Here is a 24,070-nt window from a genome sequence, read left to right on the forward strand (position 1 = left end):
CTTTATCCTTAGAAATTCACTCTAACAAACCAATTCAAATTTGCATAATATGCTTCGTCTAAATCTAAGCTATCAGTTTGCAAAGTTAACCCTATATATTCATTTTCGATTCCGACTAAAAATGCCTGGCTGTTACTCTCATATCCACCAAGTAGTTTCCATGTATCTGCAAAATGATAGCGTCCAGTTACTTGAGTAAACGTGTCACTTTTTATTTGTTTAGCCATTAAATGCGCAGAGAATGCGTTGTTAATACGATAATTTAATGATGCTTTTAGCCGTACTGGCATTTCAAATGTATGATCAACCTCATGACCATTCGCTGAGGTAGTAAGCCTTATTGTAGGCTCAGTAATGATGCTACCACTCTCACTTTCAGTGAATGGCACTTCGGTTGTATAGCCTTGAACAAAACCCGCCTCTTTATATTCTGTTTCATACGCGAGGTCTTGGGCTTGTACATTCAACTCTAGCTCTGGTGTAATTTGCCAATTAATATTTAGATCGAAGCTATAGCCTAAACCGGTCGGGTTTTCATCTGAAGTAAATCGCTTAAAAAGTAGGTCCTTAGAGTAATAATAATCAACCTCCAAAGCTCCTTGAATTTCATCACTAAACACCGTGCCATCGACCTTGGCGTCTTGGAAATGTGCACTTGAAAAAATGGTGATTTTGGGGGTAATTGTCAGCGCATTATTATCTAAAAATTTAAAATCATAAGCGACAAAAACACCATTAGTAGTTGCTTGTTTGCCGTCTAAAAAATAACGATAATCACGTTCTTCAAACGGCAGATCATTTTTTTCTGTGTGTAAGTATCGTGCGGTATCAGGATCAAATTCAAGCAAGTAATCAAATCGACTTTGTACACCCACTGTATAATTTCGGGTTTTAATACCTAACTCAAAAATATTGAAAGTAAACGCACTATCTCCGCTTTTTAAAGGAGCATCAAAGTCATCTATAAAAGACTTTACAGGTTGAGATTCAGTGTAAACTTCTGCATCTAGGGTGGTGAAAAAAGTAGTTGGCTCTGCGGCAGCTGTAAAGGAAGAAAATAAAGAGCTTGTTATAGCCATAACAAGTAGTGTTTTTTTCATAGTTTATCCACTTATTATTATAAAGGGGAGCAAGCTCCCCTCTTTTTTATACTGCGTTATTACTTAGTCATGTCTAAAAAACTAATATCAGTGTAGTCAATAACTTCACCATCAATATATTCTATAGAGATACCATTGGTAATTTCAGTCACTGTACCAAACTTCATCATTTTCCCTGAATATAATGCATCAACAGAACCAGAGAAGTCAGCACTTTCAACAGCACTGAGTGACATCATATAAGCAATATCGTTATGAAGCTCTACGCTGACCATGTATGTTTCCATCTCATCAACAGCACTGTCTAAGCCAATCATCGCCGTAAATTCAGTGTCACCGGTCATACCTGATGCTTTAATATTAGCAAGACTAGTTAGATCAGAGCCTTCTAAACTTAACATCCCCGTAAAGCCAGAATCGCCATCAGTTACTTGAACTCGAGACCATGCTTCGATAGTTTCAACTTCACCATCCACTAATGTATCTGAAGATATCTCATCGTTAAATTTAACAATCAAACATGAATCAGATAAATCTGCAGCGATCTTACCGTCTTTTACATCAACACAATCTTGCGTTGCTTGCGCTGTATCCTCAAGCGTTTCAACGATAACGGTGACTCCATCTTCGGTGGTAACTGTACCACCAAATGCGAACACAAGTGTATCTGTTTCAATAACACCATTAACACTGATCATTTCAGATGTTGTGTCGTTAGACAACGATAACTCTAACGCATCTTTATCAAAGCTGTATGTCCATTCAGGGAAACGAGTAGACTGTACATTGTCGGCTTCGTCACCTAAGTCCCAAGCTTCTGTTAGAATGTCGTAGATTACTTCAGCTTTATCAAAAAGTGCTTTACCGCCTGACTTCGTAAGAATCGTTGCTTGAGTAACAGTCTCTGTTCCCGCTTTCACGTCGACTAATACTGTGAACTTAGCAATTGCATCCATAGCAGTATCATAAAGCGCTTGTGCTGCTAATAGTGCATCATCTGCGTTTTCTGCATACATAGCGGCTGACTTAAGTTCAGCTGCTGCAGTTTCGAGTTGCGCATCTGCCATTGCAATATCATCAGCTTCAGTGGCGACTTTCTTGAATGCTGTGGCAGCATCTGTTGATAAATTAGACGCAGAAATTGAAGCCGCAGCTTTCATTTGCGAGTCTGTTGCAGCCGCTATTGCTTGTTCTGCTGCCTCTAAAGCCGCAGTCGCACTTTCAAGGTTTGATACATCAGCAGCTTCAACGGCGATCATCGCAGTAGCCATAGTTGTATCAGCTGTCATTGCAACCGTTGCGGCTTCAAGTGCAGCAGCTGCTGCAGCTACCGCATTCGCTTTCGTTACTTCAAACTCTAAACCTAATGCCGATACCGCTTCATCTGCTCGTACAACTTCAGCTTCGATACCTGCAATCAATGACACAACGTTGTCGTATTCCTGTGCTACCGCATCACGGACACTTGCAGCTTGATCTGCAAGTTGTTGGTAATCACTATTTTTAGCTGCAAATGCCGCAGCTGCTTTCGCAATACCATTCATCTTAGATTTAACTGATTTTAATTGCTTCTGCCATACCGTGTAAGTATCAACATTACCATTTAGTAAATATACCGCTGAACTATATGCTATTACTTGCTCATTGGTCTCAAGTCCTGCATCACCTAATTCAGTAACATCGGCAAGTGACGCTTGCGCAGTATCAATAAGAGCCATCACAGCATCTAGATCAGCTTGGGCTTCAATCACTTTTTCATTTAGTTTTTGTGCAGCTTTCGAATCAAAGTCATCCCCAGCATCACATTCTTCACCAGAACAACCAATCTTACTTAGCGCATCTTTTACATTCTTAGCTGTTTCTTTAAGCTCATCATCAGCGCCTGCTTTCTTAGCGTCTTTTACTACTTTTTCAACAGCTTTCGTTGCTTTCGATTTTAGTTTTGCGATAGCGTCAGGGTCCGTTATACCTAAGCTTTGAGCTACCGCGGCAAAAGCTTCGTCAACACCTTCACCTGTTACAAGGGCTGCAAAAATTAAACTCGTATTAATTACCGATTGTTGTAATGCCGCAGCAACCGCTTTGACAGTATCATCATCATTATCGGCGACTTTGCCATCAGAAACACCTTTAGCAAGCTGTGACATCAGTTCATTAAGCGAACCGTTTGTACCCGTGCCAGCCATTGATTGTAGAGATATAGCAGTTTGAATTAGCGCTAATGTACCCGCGTCTAATGAATCACCGTCTTCAAGTTCGGTAAAATCTACCGCACCACCTGTTGAAATATCAGCTAACAAGGCTGCAGCCTCAATGGCAGTATCAGGACCAAGTAGTTGAATTAATGTTTTTAGACTTGCTTGAGAGATTGCGTCTTCAGAAATTGCTTCACCGTTACCCGCACCTTCAAGTAGAAGCTCTGCAGCAATACTGGTAAACAACGTTAAATTAGCAAAATACTGAGTTGACTTATTTTCGCCGTCAGCATAACTCATACCACGAACAGATGCCGCTGCAGCAGGAGCACTTATAAATTTAACAACTTGCAATGTTACATCGTCTTTATACCACTCGCCGAAATCGATGTTGCTATCACCATTGTTTTCCATGCCCGCTTCTTCTGATACACCTGGTGCTGTATCGTAGTCGCCACATCCTGTGAAAGAGTCACATTTGACCATACTGTCATCACCTTCAGATGAGGTTGTAACTGTGATATATAATGGTCCAGTAAAATCATCTTCAACAAATAGTGAGTAACCACCATTCATTGCCGTTAAAACTGACTCTGGGTTTGCAGCAAGAACTTTTGCTTTTGCCATCGCATCAGCTTCAGCTTGTGTGTTAGCAGTTGCTGTAAACGATTCGTCTGCAGAAGCTGCTAAACGAAATGCAACCGGTATCATCTCTCCTGCATCATTCATCGTTTTGACAACGACCGCTGCGTTTGATAATGAGCCTTTTACAGCTCGACCTGTTACTTCTGTTCCAAAGCTTGCAGAAGCTGAACCTTCAAATGTTTGAACCGGCTTGACAGTTTCTTTTTTATTGTCGTCGTCAAACCAATTACAACCCGTTAACCCAAGTGATAAAGCAACAGAAGCTGCTATCGGGGTAAATTTATTAATTCGCATTGTCGTTATTCTCCTTAATGGCTACTTCTGTAGCTTAGCAGTAATAAAATACTAGGTTACAATTTATTATCAAACATTAATTAAACGTAACCAAGAAACTATGCAGGCATAATTCCTTTTTATGGCGTGACAAAATAACGGATGTTTATGACATTCATAAGAAAATGGAATATAAAATACAGAAATACACAGAGTATTTCATCTAAGAAATAAAAAATAAGACATTTATTTTCATTAGGTTACATAAAAACCCTCCGTAAATTACAAAAAAAAATGTGAATAACTAAAAACAGTGCCATAAGGCGTTATCCCTGTTTACAATTATTCACATTTACAATGTAACTTTTTGTAACTGAAAGCTGTTAAGCTGGCACTCTTACCCACCCTTCCATGAGTACTCGCGCACTGCGGCTCATACTGGCTTTTGTTACTTGCCAATCTTCACCAACTCGTTCTGCTGCGGCTCCCACTTTTAACGTACCCGATGGGTGCCCAAAATTTACTTCATGGCGCTGTCCGCCACCTGCAGCTTGATTTACTAAGGTGCCGGGTATCGCAGCTGCTGTGCCAATAGCAACCGCTGCCGTGCCCATCATGGCATGATGCAGTTTACCCATCGACATAGCACGAACGAGTAAATCAATACTGTCGGCTGTTACTTCTTTTCCACTGGATGCATGGTAGCTTTTAGCGGGTGCAACCCACGCAACTTTAGGTGTATGCTGGCGTGCTTTAGCTTCATCTACGTGCTGAATTAAACCCATTTTTAGCGCACCATAGGCGCGAATTGTTTCTAGCTTTTCAAGGACTGAAGCATCACTATTGATAGCATCTTGAAGCTCAGTACCGTCATAACCGATTTCACTGGCATTAATAAATACAGTAGGAATGCCCGCATTAATCATGGTCGCAGATAGTACTCCAACGCCCGGAACGTCGAGTTCATCAACGAGATTACACGTTGGGAATAACGCGCCTTCACCATCAGCCGGATCCATAAACTCAAGCTTTACTTCGGCTGCAGGGAATGTCACACCATCTAGTTCAAAATCACCTGTTTCTTGAACTTCACCATGGGTAATGGGGACATGTACAATGATGGTTTTACTAATATTTACTTGCCAAACTTTAACTTCTACAACGCCGTTATCTGGAATCTTGCTGGCATCAACCAAGCCATTACTCACCGCAAATGCGCCCACTGCAGAGGTTAAGTTACCGCAGTTACCACTCCAATCAACGAATGCCTTATCGATAGCAACTTGACCAAAAAGATAATCAACATCGTGATCGTCCTTGCTGCTCTTCGATAAAATAACGGTTTTACTGGTGCTTGATGTAGCTCCCCCCATACCATCCGTTTGTTTACCGTATGGATCTGGGCTACCAATAACACGCAGAAGTAAATTATCGCGTGCTTCACCTGCCTCTTGGGCAGGTTCAGGTAAATCAGTTAAATTAAAGAACACCCCTTTACTGGTGCCGCCACGCATATAAGTAGCAGGCACTTTAATTTGTGGTTTAAAGGCCATAATTAATGCTCCTCAGACTCTAAAAAGTCTTGAGCAAAGCGCTGAAGTACACCACCAGCTGAGTATATTGATACTTCTTCGGCTGTGTCTAAGCGACAGGTCATCGGTACTTCAACCACCTCACCACTTGTGCGTGTAATGAGCAGAGTTAATGTCGCACCAGGTGTTGGCTCGCCTTTAACGCTAAAGGTCTCACTACCATCAATGCCTGATGTAGTTCGTGTTGTGCCCGCTTTAAATTCAAGTGGTAACACACCCATACCAATAAGGTTTGTGCGGTGAATTCGCTCAAAGCCTTCTGCAGCGATAACTTGTACACCAGCAAGACGAACTCCTTTTGCAGCCCAGTCACGTGATGAACCTTGACCATAATCAGCACCCGCCACAATGATGAGTGGTTGTTTACGCGCCATGTAGGTTTCGATAGCCTCCCACATACGGGTCACTTTACCTTCAGGCTCAATACGAGCATAAGAACCTTGCTTTATTTCACCATTTTCTTTAACCATTTCGTTCAATAGTTTAGGGTTTGCAAACGTTGCACGTTGAGCAGTTAAGTGATCCCCTCGGTGAGTAGCATACGAGTTAAAGTCTTCTTCGGGTAAGCCCATTTTAGCAAGGTACTCACCCGCAGCACTTGATGCTAAGATTGCATTGGAGGGTGATAAGTGATCAGTCGTAATATTGTCACCTAATACAGCTAATGCACGCATATCAGTTAAACTACGCTCACCAGCCAATGCACCTTCCCAATATGGCGGGCGACGAATATAAGTGCTTTGCGGACGCCATTGATAAAGTGGGTCGTTGTCTTCACCATAATCAACACTTAAATCAAACATAGGCTCGTAAACCTTTCTAAATTGTTCAGGTTTAACGCTTTGTTTAATCACTGCATCAATTTCTTCATCTGATGGCCATAGATCCATTAAGCGGATTTCGTTGCCGTGTGAATCGATTCCCAATACGTCTTTTTCGATGTCAAAACGAATAGTACCTGCAATGGCATAAGCAACCACTAAGGGAGGTGACGCAAGGAACGCTTGTTTGGCATAAGGGTGAATACGACCATCGAAGTTACGGTTACCCGACAACACAGCAGTTGCGTATAAGTCACGGTCAATAATTTCTTGTTGAATTTTAGGATCAAGCGCGCCACTCATCCCATTACAGGTTGTGCATGCAAATGCCACAATGCCAAAGCCTAACTTTTCAAGCTCTGGTAATAAATTGGCTTCTTCAAGGTATGATTTAACCGCTTTAGAACCTGGTGCCAAAGAGGTTTTAACCCACGGTTTACGTGATAAACCTTTCGCGTTCGCATTGCGCGCAAGTAAACCAGCAGCAATCACGTTACGCGGATTACTGGTATTAGTACAGCTCGTAATTGCTGCGATAATACATGCACCATCAGGCATTAAGCCTGCTTCATTTTCAACAACCCCTGTGATCCCTGCTTTAGCTAGGTCACTGGTTGCAACACGACGGTGTGGATTAGATGGGCCCGCAATATTACGGCCAACGGATGATAAATCGAACGTTAAAACACGTTCATATTCAGCCGTTTTTAAACTATCGCTCCACAAGCCAGTTTCTTTTGCATAGGTTTCCACCAGCTTAACTTGCTCTTCTTCGCGGCCGGTTAGACGCAAGTAATCAAGTGTGTTGTCGTCAATATAGAACATAGCTGCTGTGGCACCAAATTCAGGTGTCATGTTTGAAATCGTTGCACGGTCACCTAACGTCAGTGCATCAGCCCCTTCACCATAAAACTCAAGGTAAGTTGAAACAACTTTCTCGTTACGTAAAAACTCCGTGATCGCAAGTACGATATCGGTTGCAGTAATGCCTGGTTGTGGTTTACCGGTAAGTTCAACACCAACAATATCAGGTAAGCGCATGTACGAAGCACGGCCAAGCATGACGCTTTCAGCTTCAAGCCCGCCCACGCCCACAGCAATAACGCCTAATGCATCAACCATAGGAGTATGGCTGTCTGTGCCGACTAAGGTGTCTGGAAATGCAACGCCATCACGTTTTTGAATAACTGGCGACATTTTCTCTAAGTTGATTTGGTGCATGATGCCGTTACCCGGTGGAATAACATCAATGTTCTTAAATGCCGTTTTTGTCCAGTTTATAAAGTGAAAGCGATCATCGTTACGACGATCTTCAATGGCGCGATTTTTTTCAAACGCATCGGGTTCAAAACCTGCGTGTTCTACTGCTAACGAATGGTCAACGATTAATTGAGTAGGTACCACTGGGTTTACTTTCGCAGGATCGCCGCCTTTAGCGGCAATTGCATCGCGTAAACCGGCTAAATCAACCAGCGCTGTTTGGCCTAAAATGTCATGACACACGACTCGTGCAGGAAACCACGGAAAATCTAGGTCACGTTTACGTTCAATTAATTGCGAAAGTGCATCGTTTAACATTTCAGGTTCACAGCGGCGAACTAAGTTTTCAGCTAATACGCGTGATGTGTAAGGAAGTGTGGCGTAGCTGCCTGGCTTAATAGCATCAACAGCAGCGCGAGTATCAAAATAATCAACGCCGGTGCCTGCTAATGGTTTTCTATATTCTGTATTCATGATGACTCTACTTGTACTTGGTGACGATGAAGGAAGTTGGGCTTGTTTTTAGTGTTTTTATGCCCTTTTATAAAAGGGCGGCTTAGCCGCCCCTGTCATTGGTTTGATTGGTGTTATTAACGCTCAGTAATTGGCGTATAGCTTCGTGCTTCTGGGCCCGTGTAATCAGCGCTTGGGCGGATAATACGGTTATTAGCACGCTGCTCTTTAACATGAGCAGTCCAACCTGTTACACGGCTCATCACGAAAATAGGCGTGAACAACTTCGTTGGAATGTCCATGAAGTGATACGCTGATGCATGGAAGAAATCAGCGTTACAGAACAATTTTTTCTCGCGCCACATAACTTCTTCACAACGAACAGATACCGGGTATAACACAGTATCACCCACTTCTGCTGCCAGTTTTTCAGACCATTTTTTGATGATCACGTTACGTGGGTCAGACTCGCGGTAAATGGCATGACCAAAACCCATAATCTTATCTTTGCGCTCAAGCATGCCCATTAATGCTTCTTCAGCTTGATCGGCGCTCGTAAAGCTTTCAATCATATCCATCGCAGCTTCGTTCGCTCCGCCATGTAGTGGACCACGCAAACTACCAATTGCACCTGTCACACATGAATGAATATCAGACAAAGTTGAAGCACACACACGCGCTGTGAATGTCGATGCATTAAACTCGTGCTCTGCGTATAGAATGAGCGAAACATTCATTACTTGCTCAAATAATGCCGATGGCGCTTTGTCATGTAATAAATGTAAGAAATGTGCGCCAACCGAATCATCATCTGTTTCAGTATTAATACGTACACCGTCATGACTAAAACGGTACCAGTAACAAATAATGCTTGGGAATACAGCGACCATGCGGTCGATTGCATCATTGGCTTCACTAAAATCTTGCTCCATTTCTAGGTTACCTAGCATAGAGCAACCCGTACGCATAACATCCATTGGGTGTGCATCTTTAGGAATGTTTTCTAGTACTGTTTTTAGTGCGTCTGGTAAACCGCGAAGTGTTTTTAATTTAGCTTTATATTCAGTAAGCTCTGCGGTTGTTGGTAATTCACCGCGCGATAGTAAAAAAGAGACTTCTTCAAACTGGGCTTTATCAGCCAGTTCACTAATATCATAACCACAATACGTTAAACCAGAGCCTGACTTACCTACTGTACACAGAGCTGTTTCACCTGCTACTTGACCACGTAAACCTGCGCCGCCTAATGCTTTATCTACCATGAGTGTTCTCCTTCAATGTTGTCGTTATGATTTTTTAGCTGAGAAAAGGTTATCAAGTGTATTTTCATATGAGTGATAGTCTAAAAACTCATATAACTCAGCACGTGTTTGCATATTATCGATTTGGCTTTGTTGTGAGCCTTCGTTAAGAATAGATGCATACACGTTAAGTGCTGCTTTGTTCATGGCTCTGAATGCACTTAATGGGTAAAGCACCATTTCAACACCCACTTCACTTAACTGCTCTTTGGTATAAATCGGTGTTTGGCCAAATTCTGTGATATTCGCAAGGATTGGCACATTTAACGCTTTCGCAAACGCTTGATAATCGGCTAAATCATGAACTGCTTCAGCAAAAATTGCGTCAGCGCCCGCTTCAACACAAGCTGCTGCACGGTCGATAGCTGCATTTAGGCCTTCTTTTTGGAATGCATCAGTACGCGCCATAATGTAAAAATCGCTATCCGTTTTTGCATCAACCGCGGCTTTAATACGGTCAACCATTTCATCTTTAGAAACGATTTCTTTATTTGGACGATGACCACAGCGCTTTTGTGCTACTTGGTCTTCAATATGAAAACCCGCCGCGCCCGCTTTCGTCATTTCTTTAACTGTACGCGCAATGTTAAATGCCCCGCCCCAGCCTGTATCGGCATCAACAAGAAGCGGTAAGTCGGTAGCGCTGGTAATTCGACGAATATCTTCAAGTACGTTGTCTAGGCTGGTCATGCCTAAATCTGGCATGCCGTATGATGCATTAGCCACACCAGCGCCTGAGAGGTATAACGCTTGGTGGCCTGTTTTTTCAGCCATCATGGCACAATACGCATTGACAGTGCCGACCACTTGCAGTGGCTTATTGTTGGCTATCGCCTGTTTGAACTTTAATCCTGCTGACATTGGATAACTCCTATCTTTGAACGGTCACAGCTCTTTGGCTGTGTCTAATTTTTAAAATTAATCTGTGACGGTTTGACGACAACTCGGCTATTTTTTTGCCGCGTGTAAATCAAACTTAGTCTGTATATTGGCCTGAGAAGCGCTTATATGGCGCTTCATTAGCATTTCAGCTAACTCCCCATCATGATTTTCAATGGCATTAATAATTGCAAGATGCTCATCAAAAGCCTTTGATACGCGAGGCCCCGCCATGCCCATTTGTACACGGTACATACGGATTAACTGATACAACTCATTACATAAAAGATGAATTAAGTGTGCGTTTTTAGAGCCTTTGATTATGCGATAATGAAAATCAAGGTCACCCGCTTCTTGGTAGTAAGATTCACCTTCTTTGACACGTTGTGTTTGCAAGTGTTGATTAAGTAACTGCTTTAAACCTTGCACTTCTTGTGGCTCCATATTGTCGGCAGCTAAACGACACGCAAGACCTTCAAGCGCACTACGAACCTGATACACTTCAATAAGTCGCTCAGCAGTCAGTGCCACAACACGACAACCCACGTTTGCTTTACGTTCAACTAAGTAGCAACTTTCTAAACGATTAAGTGCTTCACGTAATGTAGCGCGACTAACGCCATAACGCTTCGCAAGTTCAGGCTCAGAAATTTTACTACCCTGTTCAATAGTGCCTTGAACTATTTCACGGCGCATGTCGACAAACACTTGGTCTGACGCTGTCGTTATCGTGATATCGTTATAGTTATCGTTGGCTTTTTGCTCTGTCATAGTCACTTCTTTAAACGTGCTGAATTTAGATTGTCGACAATTAATAACGTCACTATGCGCGCTATCGTATAAACTGTCAACCTTCAGACCATGAAAACAGGCTAAAAAAACAGCTAAATGTCGACATAAAGTGATATCTTTTGAAAATATTGACCATAAACAGTGTTTATAGGGGGGGAAGTGTCGACAGTTTAGTCATACGTGTAAAACTATAAAAAAGTCCCCCGTACACATCAAAAATGATATGATCAGCACATTATCACGTGACTTGAGAGCCCTTTCGTGGACGCTAATACATTTATTCCCGATTCATTTATTGATGATGTAAAAAGCTACCTTCCTGCACATTTATCCCTAGACGATTTTATTGCTGCCTGTAGGCGCCCGCTCAGACGCTCTGTACGCGTTAATACATTAAAGATGTCTGTTGAAGAGTTTCAGCGCCAATGCGCACGCAAAGGCTGGGAGTTAACGGCCATTCCGTGGTGCGAAGAAGGGTTTTGGTTAACGCGACCAAGCGAAGAGGAATCCGCTCTTGCCATAGGCAATACTGACTTGCATTTAAGTGGCGCTATGTATGTACAAGAAGCAAGTTCAATGCTCCCCCCGGTTGCACTTAGAACAGAAGTACAGCACAGCGATGCGGTACTTGATATGGCGTCGGCGCCGGGTTCTAAAACATCACAAATTGCCGCCATGATGAATAATCAAGGGGTTTTAGTCGCGAATGAATTGTCGTCATCACGCTTAAAAGTACTGGCTGCCACACTTAAACGCATGGGCGTGGGTAACTGTGCGCTGTCACATTTTGATGGTGTGATCTTTGGTGATTACATGTATGAATGCTTTGATAGCATTTTACTCGACGCACCGTGTTCTGGTGAAGGCACCGTTCGTAAAGATGCAGACGCCCTTAAAAATTGGTCCATTGAATCTAACATCGATATTGCAGCGGTTCAAAAAGCACTCATTAAAAGTGCGTTTTATGCATTGAAGCCTGGCGGTACACTCGTTTATTCAACCTGTACCCTAACCCCACTTGAAAACCAGCATGTTTGTCAGTATTTATTAGACACATTTCCTAACTGTGTTGAAGTACAGCCACTTGATTGTTTATTCGAAGGGGCAAATAAGGCGACAACCCCTGAGGGCTACTTACACGTATGGCCACAAACATACGATAGCGAAGGCTTCTTTATCGCAAAATTCAAAAAAGTAGCCTCAGTTGATAACCCGAATCAAAAAGTCAAAAAAGGGGCATTTCCATTTACGGCGTTTGATAAAAAACAAAGCCAAGCATTTATGCAAACAATTAAAAAACAGTTCGGTCTAAAATCACTGCCAGGCAGCTTAATGCAGCGTGACAAAGAACTTTGGTTATTTCCTGAATCCTTTAATGCACTTCAAGATAAAATCAAATATTCCCGCTTAGGAATCCAAATTGGTGTGATCCACAAAGGGGGTGTGCGCTTAACGCATGAGTTTGCCACAGTATTTGGCCAATATTGCGATAAAAACACTTATGAAATGACAGCTTCTCAAGCAAATGATTACTTCAATGGTAAAGATATCCGTCTTGAGAAACCGGTTCAAGACAATGGTGAAGTTGTGTTATTGCTGTGTGGCTGTCCCGTGGGTTTAGGTAAATGGCAAAAAAATAAAATTAAAAACTCTTTACCACGCGATCTCGTGCAAAATACCCAGTTGATAACATGGGTATAACATGCGAATAAACGCTGTATAAACACGGTTCTACTTTGGGTAAACAAAGGTAACAACTTGATTTTAAATCAGTATAAAATTTGTACATTTATAGTGCAATTTTCATCTCATTAACTACACTTAAAAGTACTTTCTACTTCTCCCTACTGAATTTAGAAGGTGTTTTTTTAAAGTTAGCGCAGGCTCGCAAGAGCCACCCCCTAAGCCCAGAACAATGCGGATTCGTTCTGGGCGTTTTTTATTCAAAAGTCGCATAGCCAAACATAATCCTTTTTGATTTCATTAATAAAATAACTAAAAAGGATCCTCCATGTTAAAACCGCTGTGTGTATTACTTCCCGTTTTTATAAGCTTCCAAAGTATTGCAAAAAACAGCCAATACGAAGGCTTTAGCTATCCTAATAAGGCAAAGAACGCCATTAGTATTTCCTTTGATGATGCCAGACACAGTCAGGTAGACACAGGGTTAGCACTATTAGACAAGTATCAGGTTAAGGCCACCTTTTATGTCTCCCTTTTAATGTCAAAGAACGCGTTGAAAAATGGCAAGTGGCAGTAAAGTCTGGGCATGAGATAGCGAACCACACTACCAGCCATTTATGCACCGGCAATTTTGAGTGGTTGCGTAAACAGGGGGTTTCTCTTGAGCAAATTACGCTCAAAGGCATAGAACAAGATATTCTAAAAGCGCAAGACTATATCAAGCATACGTTGGGCATTGAACCAACCTCGTTCGCATATCCGTGTGGAAACACATTTGTAGGGCGTGGTGCTAACACAAAAAGTTATGTGCCTGTTATTGCCAGGCACTTCGAAACAGGTCGAACTTGGCTAGATGAAACCGCCAACAACCCTAATTTTACCGATTTTACTCAGCTTACTAGCTTAGCGATTGATGGCCTTACCTTTGAACAAATAAAAACCATGCTTGAGCAGCACCGTACAAATAACAGCTGGATTATTCTTGCGGGGCATGAGGTGGGTAAAAGCAGTCAGTACACCACAGACAGCGAAGCACTTGAGAAGCTTATCGTGTATTTACAAAACCCAGACAATGGTTTTTGGCTTGATACCGTGAGTAACGTGGCTAAATATGTAAAAGCTAACCGACAAGAAATTGATTAATGATCATTTAAATCAAATTCAGTAATTTGGTTATCAGCGTGAATAAGCTCATACTTTGCAAGCAACCCGTCATTAAGTTCAATCAAGCTGATAGCCGCATTACTTACAAGGTATTTTTGCCCGTCGCCTTTAGTTTGATGTTTATCAACTTCCATCTGCCAGCGCTTAGTAAAAAAATTAAGGGGACTTTTCGGGGCATATAAAATTGAATCAAGCTTATCGAGTACGTTAATAAGTTTTCGCGGGAACTCATTTTTAATACCACTGGCCGTTAATTGCCAAATACGGTTTTTATGTTTCCCAAAGCGCTTTTGAACAGAAAAACAAAATGAATAATGGACATCGCCAGAAAGAATTAATGTTTCTTTCGGTGTATCTTCACGCCGAAATGTATCGAGTAACTTTTTAGCAGAGCCTTCGTGAGCCATCCAGTTTTCAACATCAACTAATAAAGGCTGACCACAAAAATTAAACATAGCCTGAATCGCTTCTATTGATTTCACCCCAAATACGGGCGCTGGAGAAACGATAATAACCTTATCATGCGAAAGTAAACTTTCTTCAAGTTCGGTTAAGCGTTCCCAGTCGAGTAAACCTGAAGGCTCATTAAAGTTTTGCTCATTACGCCAGCGATGGGTGCGCGTATCAAGCACCACCACTTTAGGAATGGTATTGAGCTCGTAATGCCAATAATTGAAATTGAGGATCAGCTTATCGAACTCTTTGAACTGCCATGTTTGGCCGTCAAAGCTTTTTGTGAACGCAGATAACAAAGACAGCGTTTTTTCACCCGCATCATTACCAATTCCTTGCATTAACCAATAACTTATTAAGCCGTTATTAACGATTCGTCGGCTGACTGGGTGTTGATAGATAGCGTGCTCCCACCCTGCCGTTAAATTCCAGTCATCTGTAACATCATGGTCGTCAAACATCATCAGGGTTGATACATTAGCAAACAACCGCTGTGTTTTATTCAACCCATCCGCAAAGCCAAGGAGTGCATCCTTTTCAAGCTGAAATTGCGTGGCTTGTTTAGGCGGCAGTGTTGGGCAATCTGTCTGTGCAAAATCAATTAGCTGCCACGAAACAGCACTAAAGTTAAGTATATAAAGTGCAATGAACTCTTGAAAATGTACTAAATGATTTTCAGCTTTTAAACTAGAAAAATGAGGCTCATCTTTTTTAAGCCAATAACCGACTCCCCATTTGCTGCGATTTTGCCAAGGCACTTTAGGTAAATAAAGGTGGCGACTATAAAGCTGTTCGCTAAAACAAGCGGGTAAATTGAGCTTAAGCGGCGGCTCTTTAAAGATCCCAAACAGCGTTATGATTTTTTCTATCGCCAGTAACATCGGCCCTGCAACATCATCTGCGTATACTTGATCACCCGATAACAAAAGTAAATCAGCACCCGCGCTTAGCGATTGTCGCTGCTCATTTTGCCACGTGTCGGCTGCCACCAAACTATCTTTAGCAGGATGATGGGGGTTACGGCACGAACCATGTAAGATTTTATCGAGTCTATTAGGAATTACAAATGCAGGAAAATCGGCACGTTCGTAGCAAAATGCAGATAAATCGAGGCTTTTATCACGATCATGAAGTGAATAATAGATCAGTGAATCAACCCCAAATGGCTGTGAGGTTGGTAAAACAATGACATAGTGAAGAAAGAGAGCCTCGCCTAATTGAATGACCTCATGATGACAGGTAGATTCAAGGCCCTCAAACTCAATTCTATAATCACTATTTCGGGTTGTTACAAACTGAAAACAAACTTGATGAGGATCTGCACGGCGTACCATAGGCCCCATAATAAGTTGAGGTAAATTTGATACGCCGGTCATTGTTAAGCCCTTTTTACTTGCTTAAACAGTGAATAGAAATTATCTGTCGTGGCGTTAGACAATTCGTTAAAAGTAAGCCCTTTTAACTCAGCAATATAATACGCAACGTCTTCTACATACGCGGGTTGGTTTGTTTTTCCACGGTATGGTACAGGAGCTAAATAAGGCGAATCTGTTTCGATTAAGAGCCGATCTAATGGGATTTTCTTCACAACGTCTTTTAGTTCAACGGCATTTTTAAATGTGACAATGCCTGAAATCGAAATATAAAAGCCCATATCAATCGCTTTCTTAGCCATATCCCAATCTTCAGTGAAACAATGCAGTACACCACCACATTTTTCAGCATTATGAGCGCGCATCAGGTTAATTGTGTCCTCACGCGCATCTCGAGTGTGAATGATAAGGGGTTTGTTAAGCTCATTAGCAACGTCTATATGCCCAACAAAGCTCTCTTGCTGAACGATATGCGTTTCTTTTGAGTAATAATAATCAAGACCTGTTTCACCAATTGCAACGACTTTATCGTGAGTAGCAAGGTTGATCAGTCGATGTTTATCAAGTGCATCTTTTTGATCAAGAGGGTGTACGCCACACGAAGCGGATACATCTGGATAATCTTTAATTTTTTCAAGCATGCTTGGAAACTGCTCCAAAGTCACACTAACACATAAAAAGTGTTCGACTTGCTTTGCACGTGCGTTTTCAAGTACTTGGTCTAAATTAAGGTCGAGTTTGTCGAAGTCAAGACGGTCTAAATGACAATGAGAATCTACAATCATGGTACTACTTTTTTACATGGTATACGTCGGATTGTCAGAGTTTAACATAGTACCCAGCAGTTTTTCGATCTTGGCATTTAAATTGGTTTTATCGTCGATAAAGCTTATACCAATACCTGGCGGATTCGAGCTTTGTGCACCTTGTGGGGTTATCCAAGCAACCTTCCCAGTAATTACGTCATCTTCTAAAGCATCTGGTAATGTCACTTTTAAAGCCAATGAATGCCCCATTTCAAACCGCATATTAGTACGTACAAACAAACCACCATTTTTTATGAAAGGCATGTAACAGCGATATAATTCTTCTAAATCTTCGATATCTACTAATAATTCTTGCACAATATGTCCTAATTATGGCTTTCACGTAAAGAAAACGCTAGTTGCGAAATGGCCAGCGGCATATTCAAACCAAGCACATGTGAGCTGTTATAAATAAACTCAGAAATTGCAGATTGCGCTTTTTGATAGCTGAAAAAATCCATTCCCAATACTAATTGCGTTTTTAGATGCTCAGTTAAAAACAAAGTAAAGACATTAACCAAACTTGTATCTTTATTCAGTATGTCGACTAACGCACTGAAATTATGGCTGTCTTTTATCTCAGTTGCAAATTTATAGAGTGTATCAATAGACTCTAATTGCTGTTCATTTTGCCATTGTTCTACAAGGAGTGGTTGTTGCGAAAACAAACCTAACCAAGAATAATTAGGAATATCTAGGGAGGCTAACCATTGTGTCGTAGTTTCTATATTAACTTTCACTTCGTGCACAGCACAACGACTGAGTATGGTCGCAGGTAATTGCGCGATTTGTTCACAGGTTAATAATAGGTAGCGGTGTAAACTTGGCTCTTCAAGCGTTTTTAATAGCGCATTGGCAGCGGCTGTGGTCATTTTATGGCACTGCTCAAGTACAACCACCTTATTACCGTTTTGAGCAGCTGAATGGTTTATAAAATCGGTAATATCACGAATTTCATCAACACCGATCGTTTGCCCGTCTACTTTAACCACCCGTTTATCGGGATGCGTGCCTGCTTGATTTAACAAACAACTTTTACAATGACCACAGGCAACCAAATTATTGGCTGAGGCACATAACAAACCATCAGCTAACTGCTCTACTAAGCGCTGCTTGCCAACCCCTTTATCACCATTAAACAATTGCGCATGGTGAAAACGATGCTGAGAGTAGCTCTGTGCTAACTGCTGTTGTAAGGGTTCAAGCCAAGGCAATGGCATATTATTTTAAACTCTCAAAAAAGGTATCAAGTACCGTGGTGATGGCAGCATGCACTTCAGGCATCGCTTTATTTGCGTCAACAGTTTGAATACTGGGATCATGTTCAGCAAGTGCCAAATAACGCTCACGTGTACGTTCAAAAAAGCCGAGCGCTTCTTGTTCAATTCGATCAAGTTCTCCGCGTCCCTTCGCACGTGCAAGTCCCACAGCAGGGTCAATATCTAAATATATTGTTAAGTCTGGCTTTAAGCCTTTTAAAACCATATCAGCCAAAAAAGAGAGTTTTGATTGCTCAATACCACGACCACCCCCTTGGTAGGCTTGCGATGAGAGATCATGACGGTCTCCCAGTACCCAGGTCCCTTTATCGATTGCAGGTTTAATAACATTCGCAACAAGTTGAGACCGTGCAGCGTACATAATAAGCAATTCTGTCTCACCCGTTATTTGCTCTTCATGGGCCTGTTTTACAATGTGACGTAGTGCTTCCGCCACAGTGGTACCACCTGGCTCACGTACATTAATAAATTCAACCTGCTTGTGCTGTAGGTAAGCTTGGCACACGGCGATTGCCGTTGATTTTCCAGCCCCTTCAAGACCTTCAATCACTATAAATTTCGCTGTCATATGACTCTATTCTGGTTATTTGTTTAATTGGTACTGCTGCACAGCACGATTATGCTCTTTCAATGTTTTTGAAAATTGATGGCTCCCATCGCCTTTCGCCACAAAATAAACATACTCTGACTCAGGCGGATTCACCGCTGCAAGTAATGCCGCTCGCGATGGCATGGCAATCGGCGTTGGCGGCAGCCCTTTAATTTTATACGTATTATACGGTGTGTAAGTGGTTAAATCTTTACGTTTAATATCACCATCAAAGTCGGCTCCGATGCCGTAAATTACCGTTGGGTCTGTTTGTAAGCGCATATTGCTCTTTAACCGATTCGTAAAAACAGCCGATATTAAGGGCCTTTCACTTGCAAGCCCTGTTTCTTTCTCGATAATTGAGGCAAGTATTAGTGCCTCATACGGTGAGTTCAAGATTAAATCGTGTGCTCTATTTTGCCACGCATTATCGAGCTCTGTTTGCATTTTAGAGTAGGCACGCTTTAATACACTGCTGGCCGTGTCTTCACTATGATAGTGGTACGTATCAGGGAATAACCAACCTTCTAAATTTTCATCTTTATTGCTAATTTGCTTTGCTAAATTCTCTTCATCAAGGTCTTGCTTTAAATGAGTTTGCTTAGCAATGTTGGTAATTACTTCTCTCAGTGGTTGCCCTTCAATAATAGTAAAACTAAAGCTGACTTGAGCGCCTTGATTAATGCGGCGAATATTATCGATTACAGAGGTAGAATCAAGCTCATACAAGCCTGCTTTTAAATCCGTTAAGGTCGGGTCTAACTTTGCAAGCACCTGAAATTTAAAACAACTGTCAAGCCATTGCTTACTTTGCCACTGTTTGCATAATTGATTAAATCCTGTTCCGCGGTCCACTTTAAACAGAGTGCTGTTAGTAACATTTAATGGCATACTCAATGCTGCTTGAAGTTGTTGATAGCCAATACCACAACATAGCAATGCTAATAAAAGCACGCTAACAATGACTTTTATCACACATTCTCCTTGGCAAACTGGGTCGCTAATAATGCTTTACTTCGAGTAATGTCAAACTGTGTATCCATAATGGCTGCAACAGGCACAACACCCATTAAGCTATTACACATAAAAACCGCATCCATCGCTAATAACTCTTCAACGCTAATTTGTTTAAACTCAATTGCTAACTTAGCACATAACGATTTTAGGTAAACCCCAGTAATCCCACAGTTATTTAATTGTGGCGAAAAAATCTGTTCATTTTTTATCGCAAATAAATTAGCAGCAGAGCTTTCTATTACATTGTCATTAATATCAAGCACCACAACATCGTCGCAATTAAGTGTGTTCATTTGATTTTTAATGAGCACTTGCTCGAGGCGGTTTAAGGTTTTTAAACCGGCAAGCACAGGCTGATGTGCAAGTTTAATACTGCTTATAGCGAGTGAAACCCCCTGCTCTTGCCATGTTTTATAATGTGCAACAGCAGGTAATACCGTGATAAGAACTTGAATCGAAGGCGCTTCAGGTAAGCCGTAACCTCGGCCGCCACTGCCGCGGGTAATAACAATTTTTAAAATGCCTGATTGCATATCGCCTATGGCCTGAAGCGAGGCATTTTCTATTGCCATGAAATCTAAAGTTGGGAATGCTAAGCGCGCTGCACATTCTATTAAACGGGCTTTATGTAATGGCCAGTGCTCTATACTGGCATCATTAATGCGAGCCGTCGTGAAGAAGCCATCACCATAGTTAAGACCACGATCTTGAAAGCTGACCATGGTGTGGTCGTTGGTTATAATTATTGTTTGTTTAAATTTACTCATATAAAAAAGCCCAGTTAAACAACTGGGCTCTTCTTAATTTAGTCCGTTGTTACCGGCAATTATACCTTTTTAAATAGCAACGAGCCATTAGTACCACCAAAACCAAACGAATTACACAGTGCATAATCCAATTTAGCGTCACGTGCCGTGTGCGGTACATAGTCTAAATCACACCCTTCATCAGGGTTATCAAGGTTAATTGTTGGGCTTACTTTTTGGTCTTGTAAAGACAAAATAGTAATAATAGACTCAACAGAGCCCGCTGCACCTAACAAATGACCCATCATTGATTTAGACGAACTAACCATCACATCTTTTGCTGCATCACCAAAAATTGATTTAACAGCCGATGTTTCAGCTTTATCACCTGCATGCGTTGAAGTACCATGCGCGTTAATGTAGCCCACTTGGTCAGCATTTACTTGTGCATCTTTCAACGCATTTTCCATAGCAAGTGCTGCCCCAGCGCCATCTTCTGGCGGTGAGGTCATGTGGTAAGCATCACCACTCATACCAAAACCTACAAGCTCTGCATATATGTTTGCACCACGCGCTTTTGCATGCTCATACTCTTCCAGTACGATAACACCTGCACCATCGGCCAGAACAAAACCATCGCGGTCTTTATCCCACGGACGAGATGCGGCTTGTGGATCATCATTACGTGTTGATAATGCACGAGCTGCATTAAATCCGCCCATACCAATTGGCGTAGATGCTTTTTCAGCACCACCCGCAACCATCGCATCAGCATCACCGTATGCAATCATACGCGCTGCGTGGCCAATGTTATGCAAACCTGTTGTACAGGCCGTAACGATTGAGATATTAGGACCACGTAGCCCATGCATGATCGATAAGTGACCCGAAATCATGTTAATGATGGTCGACGGTACGTAGAACGGAGAAAGCTTACGCGGACCACTGTTTAATAGTTTTACGTGGTTTTCTTCGATTAACGTTAAACCACCGATGCCCGAACCCACTGCGACGCCAACGCGTGTCGCGTTTTCGTCAGTGATTTCTAAGCCAGAATCTTGTAGTGCTTGTACACCCGCTGCAATGCCATATTGGATAAACAAATCCATTTTTTTTGCATCTTTCGGTGACATGTAAGCTGATGCATCAAAGTCATTCAGCAAACCTGCGAATTTGGTGCCGAAACTTGAGGTATCGAAATGCGTGATAGTTTGAATACCACTTTTACCGTTTAACAAACCTTGCCAAGTAGATTCAACATCATTACCTAGCGGTGTCAACATTCCTAAGCCAGTTACGACGACTCGACGTTTAGCCACGGGTTGCCTCCAATAAGGAAATTATTTTAGGTGGGGTGTATACCAAAATATTCAGTATCATTCTTTAGATAGACTAAGGGCAGCCTAAAGCTGCCCTTAAAATCAAAATGCGATTGATTACTCAGCGTGAGCTGTAACGTAATCGATTGCAGCTTGAACTGTAGTGATCTTTTCAGCTTCTTCGTCTGGGATCTCAGTGTCGAACTCTTCTTCAAGAGCCATTACTAGTTCTACAGTATCAAGTGAATCAGCACCTAAGTCGTCAACGAAAGAAGCTTCATGTTTTACTTCTTCTTCTTTAACACCTAGTTGCTCGATAATAATTTTCTTTACGCGTTCTTGGATGTCGCTCATTCTTCTTTCCTTTATTAAATACGCCAATGCGTTATTTTCAGATTGCGGCGTAGTTTACGCCGCATAATTCTGTGATTCAAGGATTTGCTGATAATTACTTATCTGGTCAAACCTCTTGATTGGTATTTGTTCATTTATCGCTTATTTTCATAGCGAATTCAAGTATGTTTAAAGCAAGATCACAAAAAATTCAACATTTTTCGATAATCTTTTGTTAGCACTTTGGTGCTAACATTCATTAAACCATGTACATCGCGCCATTTACGTGCAATGTTTCACCCGATACATACGCAGCTGCGTCAGATGCTAAATAACACACTGCGGCTGCAATTTCTTCAGGCTGACCTAAACGACCCGCTGGCACATTTGCAAGCGTGGCTGCTTTTTGCTCATCGGTCAGCTCATCAGTCATGTCTGTTTGGATAAATCCAGGCGCTACAACGTTAACCGTGATACCACGAGACGCCACTTCGCGTGCAAGTGATTTAGTAAAACCAATCACACCTGCTTTTGCTGCAGCATAGTTTGCTTGACCCGCATTACCCATCGTGCCTACAACTGAACCAATGTTGATGATACGGCCATTTTTCTTTTTCATCATAGGACGTAAAACAGCCTTAGATAAACGGAAAACAGAGCTTAAGTTGGTGTCAATAATGTCATCCCACTCGCCGTCTTTCATTCGCATAAGTAAATTATCGCGCGTAATACCCGCATTATTTACTAATACATCAATATCACCTAAATCAGCTTTGATCGCAGCAAGTGTTGCTTCAATCGACTCTGGATCAGTCACGTTTAACGCATAACCTTTACCATTATCGCCTAAGTACTCACTGATTTTTGCAGCACCTGATTCGCTTGTCGCTGTGCCCGCAACTTTTGCACCTTGTGCCACTAAGGTATTCGCAATCGCTTTACCTATACCGCGGCTAGCACCTGTGATAAGGACAACTTTGCCCTCAAGAGAAAATAAATTTGTCATTCTATTCCTACTTATTTCGCTTCATCAATCGTAGCTTGCGTGTTTACCGCTGCGCATACCATTGCTTTATCAATACGTTTAGCCAGACCCGTTAATACTTTGCCTGGGCCAAATTCATAGCTTTGTGTAATGCCTTGCGCTACAAGGGCCTGTACAGTTTCAGTCCAGCGTACTGGGCTGTATAGTTGACGTACTAGCGCATCTTTAATTGCTTCACTTGATTGCTCTGCTTTAACGTCAACATTATTAATTACATCACACTTAGGTGTATTAAATGTTAAAGCTGCTAAATCAGCGGCTAATTTTTCTGCCGCAGGTTTCATTAACTCACAGTGTGAAGGCACGCTTACAGCAAGCGGTAAGGCACGTTTTGCACCTGCTTCTTTACACGCTTCTGATGCGCGCTCTACCGCGGCCTTGTGGCCTGCAATAACAACTTGACCAGGTGAATTATAATTAACTGGTGAAACCACTTCGCCATTAGCCGATGCTTCACATGTGGCTTTAATTTCATCATCACCTAAACCGATAATAGCTGCCATAGAACCGGTACCCGCTGGTACTGCTTCTTGCATATATAAACCGCGGTTTTCAACAAGCTTGACGGCTTCGCTTAAACTAACAACGCCTGCACAAACAAGCGCTGAATACTCGCCTAAACTGTGGCCAGCCATAACAACGTCTGCATCAGGGTTTGCTGCTAACCATTGGCGGTAAATTGCCACACTGGCAGTTAACAAGGCCGGTTGTGTACGATGGGTTTGATTTAATTCTTCTTCTGGACCATTAAGTACAAGTGCAGCTAGATCATAGCCAAGCGCGTCTGATGCTTCTGCAAATGTTGCTTTAACAATATCAGAATCGGCTAAAAGTTCAGATACCATGCCCACAGTTTGTGAGCCTTGACCTGGAAATACGAGTGCAATTTTATGTGCCATACTTTGCTCTTATCATTAAACAAAAAAATAATTCTTTTGTAGGCAGCATAAC

The 24,070-nt window shown here is 41.9% G+C and carries 21 protein-coding genes; 3 read left to right on the forward strand and 18 right to left on the reverse strand.

The annotated features are described in order from the left end of the window. Positions 1-8: 8 nt before the first annotated feature. From LPA49_RS16655 to LPA49_RS16685, 7 genes are all read right to left on the reverse strand, one after another. Entirely contained in the window at positions 9-1,100 is a 1,092-nt protein-coding gene (locus LPA49_RS16655) for a hypothetical protein (protein WP_075593509.1), read from the reverse strand. A 59-nt stretch (positions 1,101-1,159) separates the two neighbouring features. Continuing rightward, a complete protein-coding gene (locus tag LPA49_RS16660) occupies positions 1,160-4,234 on the reverse strand; it encodes a hypothetical protein (protein ID WP_180310878.1) in 3,075 nt (1,024 codons plus the stop codon). 362 nt (positions 4,235-4,596) lie between these two features. Further along, positions 4,597-5,766, reverse strand: coding sequence for a 2-methylaconitate cis-trans isomerase PrpF (prpF, locus tag LPA49_RS16665; RefSeq protein WP_180310879.1), 1,170 nt, complete (start codon positions 5,764-5,766; stop codon positions 4,597-4,599). Between the two features lie 2 nt (positions 5,767-5,768). Beyond that, positions 5,769-8,360: a Fe/S-dependent 2-methylisocitrate dehydratase AcnD gene (gene acnD, locus LPA49_RS16670; protein WP_180310880.1), complete on the reverse strand. Its 2,592-nt coding sequence runs from the start codon at positions 8,358-8,360 to the stop codon at positions 5,769-5,771. Positions 8,361-8,476: 116 nt separating this feature from the next. Next, positions 8,477-9,601, reverse strand: coding sequence for a 2-methylcitrate synthase (gene prpC, locus LPA49_RS16675; protein ID WP_118844358.1), 1,125 nt, complete (start codon positions 9,599-9,601; stop codon positions 8,477-8,479). 24 nt (positions 9,602-9,625) lie between these two features. Further along, positions 9,626-10,501, reverse strand: a complete 876-nt coding sequence (prpB, locus tag LPA49_RS16680; RefSeq protein ID WP_036968012.1) for a methylisocitrate lyase — start codon at positions 10,499-10,501, stop codon at positions 9,626-9,628. Positions 10,502-10,588: 87 nt separating this feature from the next. After that, positions 10,589-11,290 (reverse strand): GntR family transcriptional regulator, encoded by a 702-nt coding sequence (locus LPA49_RS16685; RefSeq protein ID WP_036968009.1) that lies wholly within the window; start codon positions 11,288-11,290, stop codon positions 10,589-10,591. 282 nt (positions 11,291-11,572) lie between these two features. Here LPA49_RS16685 and rsmF point away from each other — a divergent pair, with 282 nt between their 5' ends. The 3 genes from rsmF to LPA49_RS16695 all read left to right on the forward strand — a co-directional run bounded on the left by rsmF (position 11,573) and on the right by LPA49_RS16695 (position 14,137). Further along, positions 11,573-13,012 carry a 16S rRNA (cytosine(1407)-C(5))-methyltransferase RsmF gene (gene rsmF / locus LPA49_RS16690; RefSeq protein WP_180310881.1) on the forward strand — a complete coding sequence of 480 codons (1,440 nt, stop codon included), beginning with the start codon at positions 11,573-11,575 and terminating at the stop codon, positions 13,010-13,012. 310 nt (positions 13,013-13,322) lie between these two features. After that, positions 13,323-13,571: a polysaccharide deacetylase family protein gene (locus LPA49_RS22335; protein ID WP_257473644.1), complete on the forward strand. Its 249-nt coding sequence runs from the start codon at positions 13,323-13,325 to the stop codon at positions 13,569-13,571. Continuing rightward, the gene (locus tag LPA49_RS16695; RefSeq protein ID WP_257473645.1) at positions 13,562-14,137 is read left to right on the forward strand and encodes a polysaccharide deacetylase family protein; all 576 of its coding nucleotides are present in this window, start codon (positions 13,562-13,564) and stop codon (positions 14,135-14,137) included. The genes LPA49_RS22335 and LPA49_RS16695 overlap by 10 nt, the downstream gene beginning before the upstream one ends. Here the strand turns inward: LPA49_RS16695 and LPA49_RS16700 are convergent. The 11 genes from LPA49_RS16700 to fabD all read right to left on the reverse strand — a co-directional run bounded on the left by LPA49_RS16700 (position 14,134) and on the right by fabD (position 24,018). Continuing rightward, positions 14,134-15,987: an alkaline phosphatase D family protein gene (locus LPA49_RS16700; RefSeq protein WP_180310882.1), complete on the reverse strand. Its 1,854-nt coding sequence runs from the start codon at positions 15,985-15,987 to the stop codon at positions 14,134-14,136. The genes LPA49_RS16695 and LPA49_RS16700 overlap by 4 nt on opposite strands. Before the next feature lie 2 nt (positions 15,988-15,989). Then, positions 15,990-16,769 (reverse strand): TatD family hydrolase, encoded by a 780-nt coding sequence (locus LPA49_RS16705; RefSeq protein WP_180310883.1) that lies wholly within the window; start codon positions 16,767-16,769, stop codon positions 15,990-15,992. A gap of 12 nt (positions 16,770-16,781) precedes the next feature. Further along, positions 16,782-17,108, reverse strand: a complete 327-nt coding sequence (locus tag LPA49_RS16710) for a PilZ domain-containing protein (protein WP_036967997.1) — start codon at positions 17,106-17,108, stop codon at positions 16,782-16,784. Between the two features lie 8 nt (positions 17,109-17,116). Then, positions 17,117-18,010: a DNA polymerase III subunit gene (locus LPA49_RS16715; protein ID WP_118844363.1), complete on the reverse strand. Its 894-nt coding sequence runs from the start codon at positions 18,008-18,010 to the stop codon at positions 17,117-17,119. 1 nt (position 18,011) lies between these two features. Continuing rightward, the gene (gene tmk / locus LPA49_RS16720) at positions 18,012-18,638 is read right to left on the reverse strand and encodes a dTMP kinase (protein WP_230237314.1); all 627 of its coding nucleotides are present in this window, start codon (positions 18,636-18,638) and stop codon (positions 18,012-18,014) included. Positions 18,639-18,653: 15 nt separating this feature from the next. After that, positions 18,654-19,634 carry an endolytic transglycosylase MltG gene (mltG, locus tag LPA49_RS16725; RefSeq protein WP_074989391.1) on the reverse strand — a complete coding sequence of 327 codons (981 nt, stop codon included), beginning with the start codon at positions 19,632-19,634 and terminating at the stop codon, positions 18,654-18,656. Then, positions 19,631-20,443 (reverse strand): aminodeoxychorismate lyase, encoded by an 813-nt coding sequence (gene pabC, locus LPA49_RS16730; RefSeq protein ID WP_180310884.1) that lies wholly within the window; start codon positions 20,441-20,443, stop codon positions 19,631-19,633. Before pabC ends, mltG begins: the two co-directional genes overlap by 4 nt. A gap of 59 nt (positions 20,444-20,502) precedes the next feature. Continuing rightward, positions 20,503-21,741: a beta-ketoacyl-ACP synthase II gene (gene fabF, locus LPA49_RS16735; protein WP_036967982.1), complete on the reverse strand. Its 1,239-nt coding sequence runs from the start codon at positions 21,739-21,741 to the stop codon at positions 20,503-20,505. Positions 21,742-21,858: 117 nt separating this feature from the next. Beyond that, entirely contained in the window at positions 21,859-22,095 is a 237-nt protein-coding gene (acpP, locus tag LPA49_RS16740; RefSeq protein WP_016707440.1) for an acyl carrier protein, read from the reverse strand. Positions 22,096-22,333: 238 nt separating this feature from the next. Continuing rightward, positions 22,334-23,080, reverse strand: a complete 747-nt coding sequence (gene fabG / locus LPA49_RS16745; protein ID WP_036967976.1) for a 3-oxoacyl-ACP reductase FabG — start codon at positions 23,078-23,080, stop codon at positions 22,334-22,336. Positions 23,081-23,091: 11 nt separating this feature from the next. After that, entirely contained in the window at positions 23,092-24,018 is a 927-nt protein-coding gene (gene fabD / locus LPA49_RS16750) for an ACP S-malonyltransferase (RefSeq protein ID WP_180310885.1), read from the reverse strand. Between the last annotated feature and the right edge of the window lie 52 nt (positions 24,019-24,070).

Source organism: Pseudoalteromonas sp. MB41 (assembly GCF_020966275.1).
GTDB lineage: Bacteria > Pseudomonadota > Gammaproteobacteria > Enterobacterales > Alteromonadaceae > Pseudoalteromonas > Pseudoalteromonas lipolytica.

Coding starts and splice junctions, on each gene's coding strand:
- LPA49_RS16655 (WP_075593509.1), bottom strand. CDS start 1,100: ATGAAAAAAACACTACTTGTTATGGCTATAACAAGCTCTTTATTTTCT.
- LPA49_RS16660 (WP_180310878.1), bottom strand. CDS start 4,234: ATGCGAATTAATAAATTTACCCCGATAGCAGCTTCTGTTGCTTTATCA.
- prpF (WP_180310879.1), bottom strand. CDS start 5,766: ATGGCCTTTAAACCACAAATTAAAGTGCCTGCTACTTATATGCGTGGC.
- acnD (WP_180310880.1), bottom strand. CDS start 8,360: ATGAATACAGAATATAGAAAACCATTAGCAGGCACCGGCGTTGATTAT.
- prpC (WP_118844358.1), bottom strand. CDS start 9,601: ATGGTAGATAAAGCATTAGGCGGCGCAGGTTTACGTGGTCAAGTAGCA.
- prpB (WP_036968012.1), bottom strand. CDS start 10,501: ATGTCAGCAGGATTAAAGTTCAAACAGGCGATAGCCAACAATAAGCCA.
- LPA49_RS16685 (WP_036968009.1), bottom strand. CDS start 11,290: ATGACAGAGCAAAAAGCCAACGATAACTATAACGATATCACGATAACG.
- LPA49_RS22335 (WP_257473644.1), top strand. CDS start 13,323: ATGTTAAAACCGCTGTGTGTATTACTTCCCGTTTTTATAAGCTTCCAA.
- LPA49_RS16700 (WP_180310882.1), bottom strand. CDS start 15,987: ATGACCGGCGTATCAAATTTACCTCAACTTATTATGGGGCCTATGGTA.
- LPA49_RS16705 (WP_180310883.1), bottom strand. CDS start 16,769: ATGATTGTAGATTCTCATTGTCATTTAGACCGTCTTGACTTCGACAAA.
- LPA49_RS16715 (WP_118844363.1), bottom strand. CDS start 18,010: ATGCCATTGCCTTGGCTTGAACCCTTACAACAGCAGTTAGCACAGAGC.
- tmk (WP_230237314.1), bottom strand. CDS start 18,638: ATGACAGCGAAATTTATAGTGATTGAAGGTCTTGAAGGGGCTGGAAAA.
- pabC (WP_180310884.1), bottom strand. CDS start 20,443: ATGAGTAAATTTAAACAAACAATAATTATAACCAACGACCACACCATG.
- acpP (WP_016707440.1), bottom strand. CDS start 22,095: ATGAGCGACATCCAAGAACGCGTAAAGAAAATTATTATCGAGCAACTA.
- fabG (WP_036967976.1), bottom strand. CDS start 23,080: ATGACAAATTTATTTTCTCTTGAGGGCAAAGTTGTCCTTATCACAGGT.
- fabD (WP_180310885.1), bottom strand. CDS start 24,018: ATGGCACATAAAATTGCACTCGTATTTCCAGGTCAAGGCTCACAAACT.